General features: G+C 36.8%; 13 protein-coding genes and 1 other annotated feature. Of the genes, 1 reads left to right on the top strand and 12 read right to left on the bottom strand.

The genetic code is table 11. From position 1 onward, the window contains the following. Window positions 1–36: 36 nt before the first annotated feature. From IV36_RS03115 to IV36_RS03075, 9 genes are all read right to left on the bottom strand, one after another. The gene (locus IV36_RS03115) at window positions 37–2,397 is read right to left on the bottom strand and encodes an endonuclease MutS2 (protein ID WP_056990743.1); all 2,361 of its coding nucleotides are present in this window, start codon (window positions 2,395–2,397) and stop codon (window positions 37–39) included. Window positions 2,398–2,408: 11 nt separating this feature from the next. Next, window positions 2,409–2,954, bottom strand: a complete 546-nt coding sequence (locus IV36_RS03110) for a CvpA family protein (RefSeq protein ID WP_010077690.1) — start codon at window positions 2,952–2,954, stop codon at window positions 2,409–2,411. A gap of 8 nt (window positions 2,955–2,962) precedes the next feature. After that, entirely contained in the window at window positions 2,963–3,220 is a 258-nt protein-coding gene (zapA, locus tag IV36_RS03105; RefSeq protein WP_003688220.1) for a cell division protein ZapA, read from the bottom strand. A 293-nt stretch (window positions 3,221–3,513) separates the two neighbouring features. Continuing rightward, window positions 3,514–3,801, bottom strand: a complete 288-nt coding sequence (locus tag IV36_RS03100; RefSeq protein ID WP_082623698.1) for a DUF1292 domain-containing protein — start codon at window positions 3,799–3,801, stop codon at window positions 3,514–3,516. Window positions 3,802–3,830: 29 nt separating this feature from the next. Continuing rightward, window positions 3,831–4,268 (bottom strand): Holliday junction resolvase RuvX, encoded by a 438-nt coding sequence (ruvX, locus tag IV36_RS03095; RefSeq protein ID WP_003688224.1) that lies wholly within the window; start codon window positions 4,266–4,268, stop codon window positions 3,831–3,833. After that, window positions 4,265–4,528 (bottom strand): IreB family regulatory phosphoprotein, encoded by a 264-nt coding sequence (locus tag IV36_RS03090; RefSeq protein WP_003688226.1) that lies wholly within the window; start codon window positions 4,526–4,528, stop codon window positions 4,265–4,267. Before IV36_RS03090 ends, ruvX begins: the two co-directional genes overlap by 4 nt. 285 nt (window positions 4,529–4,813) lie before the next feature. Beyond that, the gene (locus IV36_RS03085; RefSeq protein WP_056990741.1) at window positions 4,814–5,515 is read right to left on the bottom strand and encodes a methionine ABC transporter permease; all 702 of its coding nucleotides are present in this window, start codon (window positions 5,513–5,515) and stop codon (window positions 4,814–4,816) included. Then, a complete protein-coding gene (locus tag IV36_RS03080; protein ID WP_056990740.1) occupies window positions 5,508–6,587 on the bottom strand; it encodes a methionine ABC transporter ATP-binding protein in 1,080 nt (359 codons plus the stop codon). Before IV36_RS03080 ends, IV36_RS03085 begins: the two co-directional genes overlap by 8 nt. 34 nt (window positions 6,588–6,621) lie before the next feature. Continuing rightward, entirely contained in the window at window positions 6,622–7,464 is an 843-nt protein-coding gene (locus IV36_RS03075; RefSeq protein ID WP_056990739.1) for a MetQ/NlpA family ABC transporter substrate-binding protein, read from the bottom strand. 120 nt (window positions 7,465–7,584) lie between these two features. After that, window positions 7,585–7,835 (bottom strand) — a binding site (T-box leader). A gap of 678 nt (window positions 7,836–8,513) precedes the next feature. Here IV36_RS03075 and IV36_RS03070 point away from each other — a divergent pair. Beyond that, window positions 8,514–9,638, top strand: a complete 1,125-nt coding sequence (locus IV36_RS03070) for an alpha-hydroxy-acid oxidizing protein (RefSeq protein WP_056990738.1) — start codon at window positions 8,514–8,516, stop codon at window positions 9,636–9,638. A 243-nt stretch (window positions 9,639–9,881) separates the two neighbouring features. On the opposite strand, the gene pepT is transcribed toward IV36_RS03070, so the two are convergent. The 3 genes from pepT to alaS all read right to left on the bottom strand — a co-directional run bounded on the left by pepT (window position 9,882) and on the right by alaS (window position 15,818). After that, a complete protein-coding gene (pepT, locus tag IV36_RS03065; protein ID WP_056990737.1) occupies window positions 9,882–11,135 on the bottom strand; it encodes a peptidase T in 1,254 nt (417 codons plus the stop codon). Between the two features lie 16 nt (window positions 11,136–11,151). Next, window positions 11,152–12,804 (bottom strand): peptide ABC transporter substrate-binding protein, encoded by a 1,653-nt coding sequence (locus tag IV36_RS03060; protein ID WP_056990736.1) that lies wholly within the window; start codon window positions 12,802–12,804, stop codon window positions 11,152–11,154. A gap of 371 nt (window positions 12,805–13,175) precedes the next feature. Continuing rightward, on the bottom strand, window positions 13,176–15,818 hold the full coding sequence (alaS, locus tag IV36_RS03055) for an alanine--tRNA ligase (protein WP_056990735.1): 2,643 nt from the start codon (window positions 15,816–15,818) through the stop codon (window positions 13,176–13,178). Between the last annotated feature and the right edge of the window lie 79 nt (window positions 15,819–15,897).

The following is a 15,897-nucleotide window of genomic DNA, read 5'->3' as shown; positions in this document are numbered from 1 at the left end:
ACCAGATTATACAAAAAAATCAATATTTCTGCTCTACTATTTAAAATATACCACAGTTGCACCATTTCCACCCGCGTTGGGTGCAGCAAATTTAAAACTCTTCACTGCTCGACTTTGCGACAGAAAATCAGTAATACCTTGTCTTAGTGCTCCAGTACCCTTACCATGGACAATTGTTACAGTTGAATAGCCTGCCAAAACGGCGGCATCTAAGTATCGATCGACTTTCACCAGTGCCTCTTCATAGCGTTCCCCCCGTAAATCCAAGGTCGGGGATACATGTGTTGCATTAGCTGATTTAACACTTGTTCTAATTGCCGTTCTCTTATTTTCTTCAACCTTGACTTTCTCCAAGTCACCCTCTGCGACCTTCATCTTGAGAATACCTAGCTGGACTTCCCATTCATGATTGCCAGCCTTTCGTAGCAATACGCCACGTTGTCCATATGATTTCACAAGTACGTCATCATTTGGCTTCAAGATTTGTTTCTTCTTTGCGCGACGCAAAACCCTATTCTTCTTTAAATTAGTAGGTTGCTCAAGTGCATTCAAACGCGCTTTCGCAGAGATCAGCTTATCTTCTTTGATAGTCGTTCCCGCATTCAACCTCATTTTACGTAATTCCGCGATAATTTCTTCGGACTTTTTGGCTGCTTGTTCGACAATTTCATTACCTTTTCTTCTTGCATTATCAAGCAAGTTCTCACGTTGATTTACAAATTCATCATATTTTTTTTCCAAGTCATCGTGAAGTTTCCGTGATTCTTCCAGATTTTTGTGTAATTCTATTGACTCTTCTTCAACCTGATGCCTTTTGGCAACCAAATCTTGGATCATGTCATTTAAATCTTGATTTTGTCCTGCAGTTAATTGTTTTGCCTGCATTATGATGACATCATCCAGCCCTAACTTCTTAGAAATATCTAATGCATTGCTGCGGCCCGGGATTCCTAATAACAAATGATAAGTCGGTTTCAAGCTTTCTATATCAAATTCCATGCTGGCATTGATGGTCTGTGGACGCTCATATCCATAGGCCTTAAGTTCTGGATAATGAGTTGTCGCCATTACATAACTACTCTTAGAACCAACATAATCAAGAATTGAAATCGCAAGTGCTGCACCCTCTTGTGGATCTGTACCGGCTCCCAATTCATCAAATAAAATCAGTGATTTATCATCAATTTCGGACAAAATTGAAACGATGTTAGTCATATGCGATGAAAAAGTACTTAGACTTTGTTCAATTGACTGTTCATCCCCAATATCCGCGAAAATATTGTCAAAAATTCCAATACGACTTTCTTCAAAGGCTGGGATAAAAAGACCCGCTTGTCCCATAAGCTGAACTAACCCGAGTGTTTTCAATGTAATTGTTTTCCCACCCGTGTTCGGCCCTGTGACGACAATTGCTCTGTAGTCATCGCCTAACATAATGTCGTTTCTCACTGCTGCTTTCATATCAAGCAATGGATGCCACACTTGCCGTAAATAAACCTTATTTTCAGTTGAAAGTAATGGTTCCGTTGCTTTAATTTGTGCAGCATACTGTGCCTTGGCATTTACAAAATCAAAAACACCCAAAAGATATACATTTTGGCGAATTTCTGTTGTATAAGGTGCAATCAATTGCGAAAGTTCCCGTAATATTCGTGCAACTTCTTCTTTTTCATTTGACTGCTGTTGTTTCAAACGATTATTCAATTCTACAATTTGTTTAGGTTCAACAAAAACCGTTTGACCTGAAGCACTTTGGTCATGCACGACACCACCAAAGTGACTGCGATATTCCTGCTTAACTGGAATTACATATCTGTCATTTCTAATAGTAATAACTGCATCACTTAAATACTTGGATGAGTTGCCGTGAACCAGCACATTTAATTGATCTCTCAACTGACCCTCAATCGCTGCAATTGAACGTCTAATACCAGCCAGAGCAGTTGAAGCTTCATCTGTTACGTGACCATCGCCCTCAATTGAGGTTAATAAACGCTTATTGACTTCGGGCAAAACTTGTAAATCCGCAGCTAGTTCATCCAGCGAAGCTAATTCGATTGCCTCATCATCGAGTTTCACAAAAAATCTTCTAACTTCGTTTGTTGCACGCAAAACTTTACTGACGGCTGCTAATTCTTTACCATTTAAACTGGCATCAATGTCTAGTCGCTTTAATGACTGTGAAATATCCAGCAACTTGGGGACAGGAATTGCACCCTTCATTCTCAGAATATCTGCACCGTCTCTCGTTTGTGCAATTCGTTGTTTAATTTCTGCTATATCACTACTCGGTTCAAGTGTTGCTACTTGTTTCTCCCCCATTGGAGTACTTATAAAAGGCAATAGATTGTTTTTGACTTTTGCAAACTCTAGTGTCTTCAAAGTTTTACTGTTCACAAAACTTCCCCCTATACACTACTATCATTTTCCTGCAGCCAATCCTTTAGATTCTGTGACATTACAGGTGTCTTTTCCAAAATAAATTGAGCCACACCTGATTCGGAAACTGTCTCTCTAACACTTGTAGTTGGCCAGGACTGCATTACAATCAAAGCTGCAAACATAATCAAATAAGTTAATATAATTGAAACTGCTCCACCTGCTAAAGCATTAAGCTGTCCAATTACAGGAATCTTCTTCACCAAATTAAAGGTTCTGATTATTCGATAAATTACAAAACCACCTATGAGCATAATCAACCAATATGCTAACCCATAGTAAAAGGTTGAACTGCCACTTAGTGTTCCTTGATCTGCGCTCCACGTTGCAGAACTCTGATTGAAAGATTCTACCAATTGCTGCAGCCAACCACCGACTGTTCCTGCAAAACTATGCGCAATGAAAAACAATAATACTAATCCAACTAAATTCAGCAGCATTAATATTAATCCTCGGTGCATTCCATGGATGAAAGCAAAAAATAATATCACAATAAGGACTACAGATAATATCATCAAATCACCTACTTTCCTCTTGAGTCTAGCAACGCTTGCAACTTTTCAATCTCTTCTTCTTTATATAATTGATCTGAAACGGCATTAATTGCCAATAAAACAGCAGCACGTTCCTTACTTAGGCCTGGCATCAGCCTTTGAATCTCTTCGAATTGTTCTTCAACAAGGCTCACTACTGTATCCATATGTTCGTCTGTACTATTTCCGATAATAGTATAGTCATCACCGGCAATTTTTGCCCTAAACCGGCGCTTTTCATCAGACATTCTTATAACCCCTCCCATATTGGATTATCTGACGTTAATTTTAGCATACTATCACTAAAAATCTGTGTCATTGTCAATTATCTTAGTAAAAAACAAAATCTTTATTGCGGTAATCTCTTAAAAAGCCAACATAGGTTAATAATTGAAGTTGATACTCAAACTTTTTACCAACTAATACCTCATTAATTTGAATAGTACAAGGCTAAAACATGGGGAATGAGTCAAAATATATCTTTCGACCCAGCCCCCAAGAATTCAACTAACAACATAATGTCAAAATAAATCTACATTGACTATTGCATATTTTCATCGTTCAAAAATGTATCGAGTACACCTTCAACCATATCCCACTCATCATCATTTTCAATATCATGTAACTCTGCATCGACAGCTTCCCCGTCTTCATTTGGATCAAATGAGAATGCCAAAACGTCAACTTGTTCCTCTGGCTGTGCCCCAGCAGGGATTAACAAGATATATGACTTGCCGTAATCATCCGACTCAAAGGTAAACAATACCTCGTACAATGTTTCATTTCCATGTTCATCAACTAAAGTCATTAGGTTGTCATTATCATTCATCATGTAATACCTCATATTCATAATTTTTATTAATTCTGTAGAAGAGGACCCTTTTTGTCTAAATAGTTTTGCAAAATCAGACCCGCTGCTAACTTATCAATTACTTTTTTCCTCTTCTTGCGCGATGTATCTGCTTGTTCAACTAACATTCTTTCTGCAGCGACAGTCGTAAGTCGCTCATCTTGAAAATCAATTGGTAATCCAAACGTTTCTTTGAGTAACTCACCGTATTTTTTCGATGCCTCAACTCTTGGTCCAGAAGTATTATTCATATTTTTTGGCAATCCTACCACAAAACCGCTGATTTCATATTGTTGAACCAGTTCTTTCACACGTTCAATTCCAAATTCTTCATTATCTTCATCTATAGGAATAATCTCAATTCCTTGCGCTGTCCATCCAAGCAAGTCGCTGATTGCAATACCAACGGTCTTAGAACCAACGTCAAGTCCCATTAATCTCGTCACTTCTTGTCCTCCTTGTGCAGATAGGAACGAACTAATTCCTCAACGATCTCATCACGTTCATGTTTTCTAATCAGATTACGTGCATCATTAAGTCTTGGAATATATGCAGGATCCCCCGAAAGAAGATATCCTACTATTTGATTAATTGGATTATAACCCTTTTCTTCTAAAGCTTTGTATACAGTCACTAAAGTTTCATGTACATCCTTCTGGTGGTTATCACCAAAGTCAAAATACATTGTTTTATCTAACGAACTCATCGCAAGCACCTCCGCATGCATAACCTATTATCATTTTACTAAAGAAAAAAGATTGTCACAATCAAAACACGTGCTTGTAATGATACCGTAATATAATTGTCAAATTTTTAATTTTTACTAACATTCATCATCACAAGCTATTCTGTTTCACTTGAGTATAAAAAAGAGCTGGACCAAATATCAGTCTGGTCACAACTCTTTTTATTTTTATTACAATTCATAGTATATGAAGTATTTAGTTACACTAAATTTATAACTCCTAAAAGTGAACCATTTATTCCAAAACTAGACTGCCTTATGGTTGAATATTTTGGCTAAGAAGTCACCAAGCAGCTGGATAACCAGCACAATAACTAACACCAAAAAGGTAGCTACAAACGTGATGTCATTTGCAAAGCGTCCATAGCCATAGGCAATCGCCATATTACCAAGACCACCTGCACCAACTGCACCAGCCATCGCGGTTAACCCAACTAAACTAATCATTGTTACAGTAGTAACTCGGATCAATTCTGAACGTGCCTCTCTCAGATAGACATCAAAGACCAAATCCCAAAAGGTTGCCCCTATTGATTGTGCAGCTTCGATAATTCCGTGATCGACACTCTTCAAAGCAACCTGAACCTGACGTGCATAGAAAGGGAATAGTCCTAATGAAAGTGGCACCAAGGCACCAAGCGTACCAATCTGTGTTCCAACCAAGAAATTAGTAACAGGAGCTATGAAAGCCAACAGAATGATAAAAGGAATAGCTCTAAAGAAGGATACAATCTTATCAAATATTCCAAAAAATGTTTTATTCGGTAAAATTCCATCTGTATCTGTCAGAACCAATCCGATTCCAAAGAACAATCCTAGTAATCCACCAAAAATTGCTGGCCAAAAAATCATATAAAAGGTCTCGCCAATGGCAGTCAACCAGCCTCCATCACCACTCCAGCCTTGGGAAATAACATTAGGAAAATACTTTGCAAATAGTTCAGCCATTCTTCTTCACATCCTGTTCTTTAACATCCTTTATAATAACTCCTTGCTCCTTCAAGTAAGCAATTGCTTTGACACGACTGTCCTCTGTTCCCTTAAGAACAACGAAAAGCGTGCCAATTGGGGTCTCACGTAAAACTTCGATATTACTATAGATAATATTAGCCTCAACATTAAAGTCACGATAAAGTTTAATCAGAATCGGTTCACTAACTTTTGACCCCATATAAATGAGCTGCACCAAATGTTCATCTTCTGCTAATTTTCCAAGTTCATATTCTTGTAAAGTAGCAATTGCTTTTGCAGAACCGCCGCCCAAAAATTCACGCGTCAATTTTTCTTTAGCATTAGTGAAAATAGAAATCAAATCACCACGTTCGATAATTCGTCCATCTTCCATCACAGCTACCTTATTAGCAATTCGCTTAACGGCATCCATCTCATGGGTAATTAAAACGACTGTTAATCCCAATTTTTCATTAATTTCTTTTAATAAATCAAGAATTTGAACTGTATTTTTGGGGTCAAGTGCTGAAGTACCCTCATCTGAAATCAAAATATCTGGATCATTTGCCAATGCTCTTGCAATAGCAACACGTTGCTGTTGCCCCCCTGAAAGCTGTGCCGGATATACATCTGCTTTATCACTCAGGCCGACAAGATCTAATAATTTATTTGACTTTTCCAAAATATGTTTTTCTTTCAAATTACTGTGTTTCAATGCAAAAGCAACATTTTGTATTACAGTTTGTTCATTAAGCAGATTGAAGTGTTGAAAAATCATTCCTATTTTCCGTCTTCTCGCACGCAACTTCTTATCACTGATAATCTTCTCACCAGAAGCATCTTTCTCATACAAGATCTCGCCATTTACTTCGACCTTTCCAGAAGTGGGACGCTGTAACAAGTTGATTACTCGAACCAATGTTGACTTACCTGCACCTGAATAGCCCACAATTCCATATATATCTCCTTTTTCAACATGCAGAGTCACATCCTTCACGGCATCAACTTTCTCATTTTTTTGCGTGAATGTAACATTTACTTTTTCTAATTTAATCGCTTCAACAGCCATATACTCTTAGCCTCCTGCCTATGAACAAATGTACTTATTTTAATTTAATATCCCATGCAGGGATTTCAGCTGTACCATATTGAGCCTTGATTGCTTTCTTTACCTCTGCTGTTTGGAAAGATTTAACAACTTCTTTGTATTCCTTGTTGTTCTTGTCCTTTTTGTTTGCTGCAATAACATTAATCCATTGTTCTGAGTCCTTGTTAACTGGTTCTACATAAATTGCAGATTTGTAATCAATTTTTGCTGCCTGTGCATAGTTGGTATTGATAACTGCTGCAGTTACATCTGATAATGAACGTGCTGTCTGACTAGCATCTAATTCTTTGATCTGCAAATGCTTTGGGTTCTTAGCAATTGTCTTAATTGTTGCCAAGTCAGTATCATTCTTTAAGGTGATCAAACCTGCATTCTTTAAGAGATACAAAGCTCTTGACTCATTTGTTGCATCGTTAGGTACTGCAATTGTTGCACCATCTGGAATATCCTTAACATTTTTTACCTTGTTAGAGTATAAACGAATTGGTGTAATGAACGTTTTACCGATTGCTACGATATTCGTTTTGTTAGCCTTGTTCCAAGCATTTAAGAATGCATAATGTTGGAAGGCATTGAGGTCAACATCACCATTTGTCAAAGCCTTGTTAGGCTGTGAGTAATCAGTGAATTTCTTGAATTTCAAAGTAATGTTGTATTTTGACTTAGCCGTTTTAGCAACTGTCTTCCAAATTGCATCATCCTGTTTAACACCTGACATGATTCCAATGGTAACTGTCTTGCTAGAAGCTTTCTTTTGTCCTCCACCAAAACTAAAGTATCCCGCAATAATAATTATAATTGCTACGATTGCCCAAATAATAATATTTTTCTTTTTCATAATTGAATACACTCCTCATTTTTTAAACTTTTTTATTATGCAGTCTTTCTTTACCTTTTACTTTTTGTTTTCTATCCCCCACAATAATTTTTTAATCGAAATAAAAAAAACCCGTCCTATAAAAAGGACGAGCTAGTCGTGGTACCACCTTAGTTTGTGATAATAGATTATCACCTCAGCGAACCGCTGCACAGCCTCTAGAAAACTATGCAACAATCCTGCAATTGTAACGTCTGCAACCACGTCAACGGCTCAATACTCACCGTCACCATTCCGAGTCCATCTTCCAAAATATCTTGTTTCACTTCTTCACACCAACCAGAAGCTCTCTTAGAAACTCAATTCTGTACTCTACTCTTCAAGATGTTTTCATTCGATTATTAACACTATAGGTATCATTCTAATCGAATCTTTACTTTTGTCAAGAAAAAAATTAAAAAAAATAGCAACAGACACTTTTACAAGTTTTTATCCTTAGAATCCAGCATGAAATAGTTACACCCTTCATCTTTGTTTCACTAATTCAACGCTCATAAAACTCATTGTTCTTATTTTAATGATTTAGATTTAGTTGACATTTCTTTTTATATAATATAAGCTCAGAATAAATTAGTAGTTTTAATATTTTAGACGCAAATGGAAAGAGTAGACTGTTCTAGTAAATTTAAGCGACTGTCGTATAGTGAAAGGACAGATTAAACGAACTTTTGAAGATGAATCCGGAGTCATATTGAGAGTGCAAGCTCAAAATACGTTGAGATACGTTACAATCTCGGGCATTTTTGTGCCTTGAGGTAGTATATTTATTACGAATATGGGTGGTACCACGGTAGAACGTCCCTTGCATAAGCAAGAGGCGTTTTTGTGTCTTACCAGAATCTATATTATATAGAGAGATTATGGGTGTTAATATTGAGTTTTCAAAACATACATAACGATTGGCTATGCGTCACTTAACTCCCATAGTCTTGTCATTTACCTCCATTTTTCTTAAGCACCTTATCTTTAATAGTACAATTACTAATTAAAATCAAAAAGGAGTTGTCAATATGTCATACAATACAGGATCAGCCGAAAAGAAGCTTGAGATTATTAATATTCCAGATTTAGAAAGAGAATTCGAAAAGTCAATGGCAGCTGCTGCGCATGAAAAAGAAGCTGATTTTATTGTCGGTGGTGCCGGTGCTGAGCATACACTTCATCATAATATCAGTGATTTTGATAACTGGGAAATTGTACCAAGTGTTATACATGGACTTGATGAAAGCAAAGGTAATACCACCTCAGAAATTCTGGGCATAAAATTAAAGACTCCAATTATTGTTTCACCAAGTGCTGCACATGGTCTGGTACACGCTTCGGCAGAATCAGGAACGCTTAAAGGTACGTATAATGCCGGTAGTTTAATGACCATTTCAACTTTCAGTAATCAGCTACTCAAAACAATTCATGGATCAACTCCAGCGGCTCCCTGGTTTTATCAATTCAGTTTTGACCAGAATCAACATCTGAACGACTTTCTGCTGAATGAAGCTGTTCAACAAGGGGCAAAAGCTATTGTTGTCGGTGTTTTTGGAGCAAGCTTTGGACGTCGTGAACGTGATATTCGCAATCATTTTGATTTTGATCCTGATTTGCCTTTCCGTCAGCTTGCTGCATTTCCTGAATACCCCACTGGCCTTGATATTTTAAAAGTCAACAACCGTAAACGAGATATCAAACCAGAAGAAATCACTAAGATCAAAAAACAAACTGGCTTACCTGTTCTAATTAAAGGAATCCAATCTGGTGAAGATGCAATTCGTGCAATTGAGAATGGAGCAGATGGCATCTGGATTTCAAATACGGGAGGACGTCAACTGGATGGAATTCGTTCAACCATCAAGGCTCTTCCAGAAATCGCCGAGGCTGTAAACAAACGCGTTCCTATCGTATTTGATAGTGGTATTAGGCGTGGACAACAGGTTTTCAAAGCTCTTGCACTTGGGGCTGATCTAGTAGCAATTGGACGTGCACCTCTTTATGGGCTCCATTTTGGCGGCTCTAAAGGAGTAACTTCGGTTTTGGAACAGCTTCGTACAGAACTGCTAAATACAATGCTTCTTGCTGGCGTAACTAATATCAAGGAACTTAAGAATAACGCTCGCTTAGAGTATGCTTATCCAGGAATTTAATTTTTTATCAACTGCTTAAAAGATCTTAAAGATTCATATAAACTTACATTCATCGTATTAGACACAATAATCTTGATATTTGAAATCTCTATTGTTGTGCGTTAATTTATACGATAATACAAATATAATAGACCAAGTCAAAAAGTTAACATTTGGCTTGGTCTATTATATATATTCTATTAATCAAAATTTCTCACAAGTGTTCAAATTTTACTGACTTATATCATACCATTCTTTTTTAAATTATTCATTGGAATAAATTACGTGTTCTTTTATTATCTCAACCACCATGTTCGCTGTTAATTTCATAGCCTCAACTGTGATAAATTCATACTGTCCATGGAAATTTTCGCCTCCATTAAACAAATTTGGGGTAGGAATGCCTTTTTCAGTAATTGCATTTCCATCAGTTCCTCCCCTGAAAGGATGAACAGTTGTCTTTAACCCCAACTTCGTATATGCTCTTTTCACCAAATCAATTATATAAGGTGTTTTATTAATATCAGTTTTAATATTGTGATATTGATCCTGCATCTCTAAAGTAACACGTTCATAATCAAATTTTTGATTAATTTTATCCACAATGTCTTTTAAAAGTACCTTTTTCATTAGAAACTTTTTATCATCGAAATCTCTAATAATTATATTCAAATATGCCTCACTCACCGTTGTATTACTTTCAGTGACCAAAAAGAATCCATCTCTGCCTTTACTTTTTTCTGGAACTTCATTTTCAGGTAAGGCTGTAATTATTTTATTCGCGATCGTAGTTGCATTGATCATTGTTCCAAAAGCATCACCTGGATGCACTGATGTTCCCTTAACCCTAATTTTAGCTTGCGCGGCGTTGAAAGTTTCATCTTCAATTTGTCCTGGAAGTCCATTATCCAATGTGTAAGCAAAACTTGCTTTAAATTTACGAATGTCAAATCTTTTCGCACCATATCCGATTTCCTCATCTGGACCAAAGGCTGCAAAAATCTCACCATGTTTAATATCTGGATGAGCTATCAGATATTTAAATGCCGTGATAATCTCAATAATACCAGCCTTATCATCAACTCCTAACAGAGTTGTTCCATCACTGGTAATTAATGTTTGACCCGTATAATTCTTTAGATTTGGGAACTCATCGAGGCTCATTGTAATCTTCTTCCCAGCGTTTAAAACTACATCATTTCCATCATAATTTCTATGAACAATCGGCTTTATGTTTTCTGACTTAAAATTTGCTGTATCTAAATGTGCAATAAATCCAATTGTATCAATATTTTCCTTAATATTAGCTGACAGCGAAGCAACTACATAACCATCATTTTGATCATAAACAATATTAGCAACACCAATTCTTTTTAAATCATTGACAATAATTTTAGCAAGTTTAACCTGACCACTTGTTGTTGGAATTTTCTTACTTTCTTCATCAGAGCGCGTATTTACTTTAGCATACTCAATGAATTTTTTTTCAATAAAATCATTATATTCATCTTCGATCATAATAAACTACCTTTCATTATCTTGCTATATATGCAGATTTCCAATCATATGGCACACCAGCAGGATTATAAACCACATTTTTTACATTTGAACGTAGTAACTGAGATTTAGCAACTTGATACAAAGGAATTGTTCCTTGTTCTTCCATTAATAACTTCTCCGCTTCAACTAATTTGTTCCAACGTTTCATCGGTGAATTTCCATATACATTTTCTGCTTCATCAAGTAATTTATCATACTTTTCATTCTCCCAACCTGAATTATTGTAAGAGGAATTACTTTCATAAACGTCCAAGAAATTAATTGGATCTGCAAAAACCGATTGCCACGTTTTAATTGTTGCTTGATAATTGCCTGCCTTCTGTTTTGCTAATAACTGCACAAAAGGTATTGTGGATACTTCAACTGAAACATTTGGCAAAGCATCTAATGCACTCTGTAAATATTCCACCGCCTGTCTACTGCTATCTGTATCTGCAGTAACAATTGTAAATTTAAGATTTTTAGTCCCCGTTTCTTTATAGCCCTTTTTTAACAATGCTTTTGCTTCTTTTAAATTATAACTTACGGATTTCTTTACATACGTTTCACTACTAAATGCTTCCTTTGTTTTGGGATTATTGCCCATTCCAGATGGTACGAATCCCTTCAGCGGGACTGAACCATCTTCCAAAACTTTATTCGTTAGCGCTGTTCTATTAATTGCAAGTGAAATTGCTCTCCTAATGTTCAAATTCTTAAATGCAGCTACTTGGTTTTGATTCAAATCAAGCCTTGTAGTTGCTGTTGGTAAGCGTTTGACAAAATTTTTATTGTTTAGATTATTCTTCACCTGTTGACCGCTCAGAAGAGTTTCATCAACTTTTTTACCTTGATACAAATCATAGCTCGTCGTTGTGCTTTCAGTTACAAGTTCATTAATTTTCTTTAAATGCACATTCTTTTTGTCCCAATATTTATTATTCTTCACCAAAGTCCATTTCTTATTTGTACCAGTCCATTTTGTCAACTTGAAAGGTCCATCAGAAACAGTATATTTTGCCTGTGTCCCATATTTTGAACCAAATTTTTCTACTGCTTTTTGATTAGTTGGGAAGAAAAGTGGCCAAGCGAGAAGTTTTTTAAAATAACTAACTGGTTTTGTTAAAGTTACCTGAAGCTTATAGTTTCCTATCGCCTTTATCCCTAAAGTATCTAACGACTTTTTCCCACTATTTACTTCTTGGGCATTTTTCACTTGATATAGATAAAAAGCATCCTGAGAAGCCGTTTTTGGATTTACTATTCTTCTCCATGAATAAACAAAATCCTTTGCAGTAACCTTTTGACCATTAGACCACTCAGCATCTTTCCGAAGATTAAAAGTATAAACCTTTCCGTTATCTGAAATTTTAGTTTTGGTTGCTAACGCATTTCTTGGTACTCCACTCTTATCTAAACGATATAATCCTTCTTGCGTATTTAATAAGACATTAAAACTCAGCGTATCTGTGGCCTTTGCCAAATCTGCAGTTGCCAATGTTGAACTTTCAGTCCAATTTAGTATTTGACTATTTGCCAATTTCCCTCCATTTATATTACTAGTTCTTGAATCATTTTTGGTGCCACAAGACACTAAAAATACACTTGATACAGCTAAAAGAATCCCCACTTTTAGAAACTTATTCATTTTCTTCTCTCCCTTTTTAGATTTTTATAATAAAAAAGTCCCTCTTGAGCTAAATGCTCAAAAGGGACGAAATTAAATTATCATATCCGTGTTACCACCCATTTTTAATAGAATTTCACAATTCTATTCTCACAAAGTATCATCATACTCGTATGCTATAATGGGCAACCCATAACCAGCTTATCAACCACTCACCAGCTAACAGCTAAAAGACCATATTCATGTAAAATAATCTTTACCGCTCTCAGCAATATCGGTTTTCTGTAGAAGACATTTACATTACTCATCTTATCAAAGCTTAATATTATTAGAAATCACTTAGATATACTAAAACTTATTACGCATGATGTCAACTAACATTTATGCTTTTTCTACTTTAATAAATATTTTTTTGCTGCTTCCAAGGCCTTGCTAATTTCTTCTGGCTTCTTCCCACCAGCTTGTGCCATATCAGGTCGGCCGCCACCGCCACCGCCTACAAGAGGTGAGATTGATTTGATCAGATCACCTGCTTTTACACCTGCTTTAATAGCGACTGGAGAAGCTGCGGCAATCAAGTTGACTTTGTTTTCAGCAGTAGCCGTTGCCAAGACGAGAACATCGGAAATATTCTTTTCTTTCCATTGGTCTGCTAACTGACGTAATTGATCCATCCCTGACACCTTAACTTGCGACGCAATCAGTGTCAGATCACCAATTTTTTCACTTCTATTGAAGATATCAGCTGCCTGTTGATTTGCAAACTTAGCTTCTAAAGAACTTTTTTGCTGCTCTAAGTCTTTGATCTCAGATTGCAGAGCTTCAACTTTTCGTGGAACTTCCTTAAGCTGTGTTACCTTCAATTGGTTAGCAACATCTTGTAATAAGTTGCCTTTCTCTTCTAGAAATTCGAAAGCCTCTCTTGATGTTACAGCTTCAATCCGGCGGACCCCTGCGCCAACACCAGATTCAGCAACTATTTTGAATAGTCCAAGTTCACCGGTATTAGCAGCGTGATTACCTCCACAAAATTCCATTGAGTAACCACCGATTTTTACGACACGAACTACATCACCATATTTCTCAGAGAATAGTGCGATTGCACCCATTTTTTTGGCTGATTCTATGTCTGTTTCAACTGTGTTGACTTCGAGATTAGCCCAAATCTTTTCATTAACAATCTGTTCGACCTTGTGTAAATCTTCAGGAGTCACAGAACCAAGATTTGTAAAATCAAAACGTAAATACGTTGGTTCAACCAAAGAACCAGCCTGGTGAGTGTGTTCCCCTAAAACATCGCGCAATGCCTGATCCAACAGATGAGTTGCCGTATGGTTCTTGCGTACCTTGTTATGGAACTTCTCATCAACAACCAACTTGTAACCTTGATTGATCGTTAGTGGACTGAGAACTTCGACTGTATGCATGTTTTGCCCATTTGGCGCATGTTGTACATTTGTGACTTTCGCAACCACATTACCAGCTTTATCCATGATTATGCCTTGATCTGCAACTTGACCACCCATTTCAGCATAAAAAGGTGTTTCACTGAAAATCAAATCAGCAGTCCCTGCAGAAACATTATCAACTAATTGATTATCAACAATAATGTCCTTCAGTGTTCCTACAGTAACCAGTTTCTCGTAGCCGACATACTTGCTTTCCGTTTTAATATCCGTCAAAAGTCCGTTTTGAACACCCATTGATTTAGCATTACTACGAGCAGCACGTGCACGTTCCTTTTGCTGCTTCATCTGTTCATCAAACTCGGCCTCATCAACTGTAAAATTCTGTTCTTGCACGTATTCAGTCGTTAATTCAAATGGAAAACCATAAGTATCATAGAGTTTAAAAGCGAGCTTACCCGAGAGTTTGTTTGAACCTTTTTCTTTTGCATCAGCAATCATCTCATTCAATAACTGTAGACCATCTTTCAGTGTTTCATTAAAACGATCTTCTTCCATTCTCACTACCTTAGCAATGTACTCAGATTGCTCAAGAACTTCTGGATAATGCGATTTCATAATCTGCCCAACAATCGGTACCAAAAGATAGAGAAATGCTTTATCAATTCCGAGTTTCTGTCCATGCATTACTGCTCGTCTGATCAATCTTCTGATAACGTAGCCACGACCTTCATTTGAAGGCAAAGCACCATCGCCAATAGCAAAAGTTACGGCACGAATATGGTCGGCAATAACCTTAAATGAGACATCCGTTGCAGGAGAATCACCATATTTTACGCCATTCCCTAATTCTTCGGCTTTCTTAATCAATGGTAAGAATAAATCTGTTTCAAAATTAGTACGTGCATTCTGGAAAACAGAAACAACACGCTCTAACCCCATACCTGTATCAATATTCTTATGTGGTAGTGGTTCGTACGTACCGTCCGGCTTATGATTGAACTCGGAGAAAACAATGTTCCAGATTTCAAGGTAGCGTTCATTTTCACCACCAGGATAGCTTTCCGGATCGTCTTCCGAAAGATTATTAAATTCCTGTCCACGATCATAGAAGATTTCTGAATCAGGTCCACTAGGTCCTTCACCAATATCCCAAAAATTATCTTCAACTTCATAAATATGGTCCTTAGGAAGCTTAACTTCTTCTAACCAAATACGTTTTGCTTCAGTATCCTTTGGATAAACAGTAACATATAACTTTTCTGGATCCATTCCAAACCATTTTGGACTAGTCAACAATTCCCAAGCCCATGTGATTGCTTCTTCCTTAAAATAATCTCCAACCGAAAAATTGCCTAGCATTTCAAATAAAGTATGATGCCTAGCAGTATGTCCGACATTTTCAATATCATTTGTACGGATACTCTTTTGTGAACTGGTAATTCTTGGATTGTCTGGTACTACAGAACCATCGAAGAACTTCTTCATCGTAGCAACACCAGAGTTAATCCATAGTAAGGTGGGATCATCATGTGGTACAAGCGGTGCACTCTGCATTACCTCATGTCCCTTACTCTTAAAAAAATCTAAATACATTTGTCGAATTTGTGCACTTGATAATTGCTTCATTTCTTCCCTTTCCTTTCAAAAAAACAATAAAAACACCGTTGCTAGTAAGGACGCTTCTTAGCGCGGTACCACCTTACTT

It is taken from the genome of Liquorilactobacillus mali (assembly GCF_001437155.1).
Lineage (GTDB): Bacteria > Bacillota > Bacilli > Lactobacillales > Lactobacillaceae > Liquorilactobacillus > Liquorilactobacillus mali_A.
This window is presented reverse-complemented; position numbering and strand designations above follow the sequence as displayed.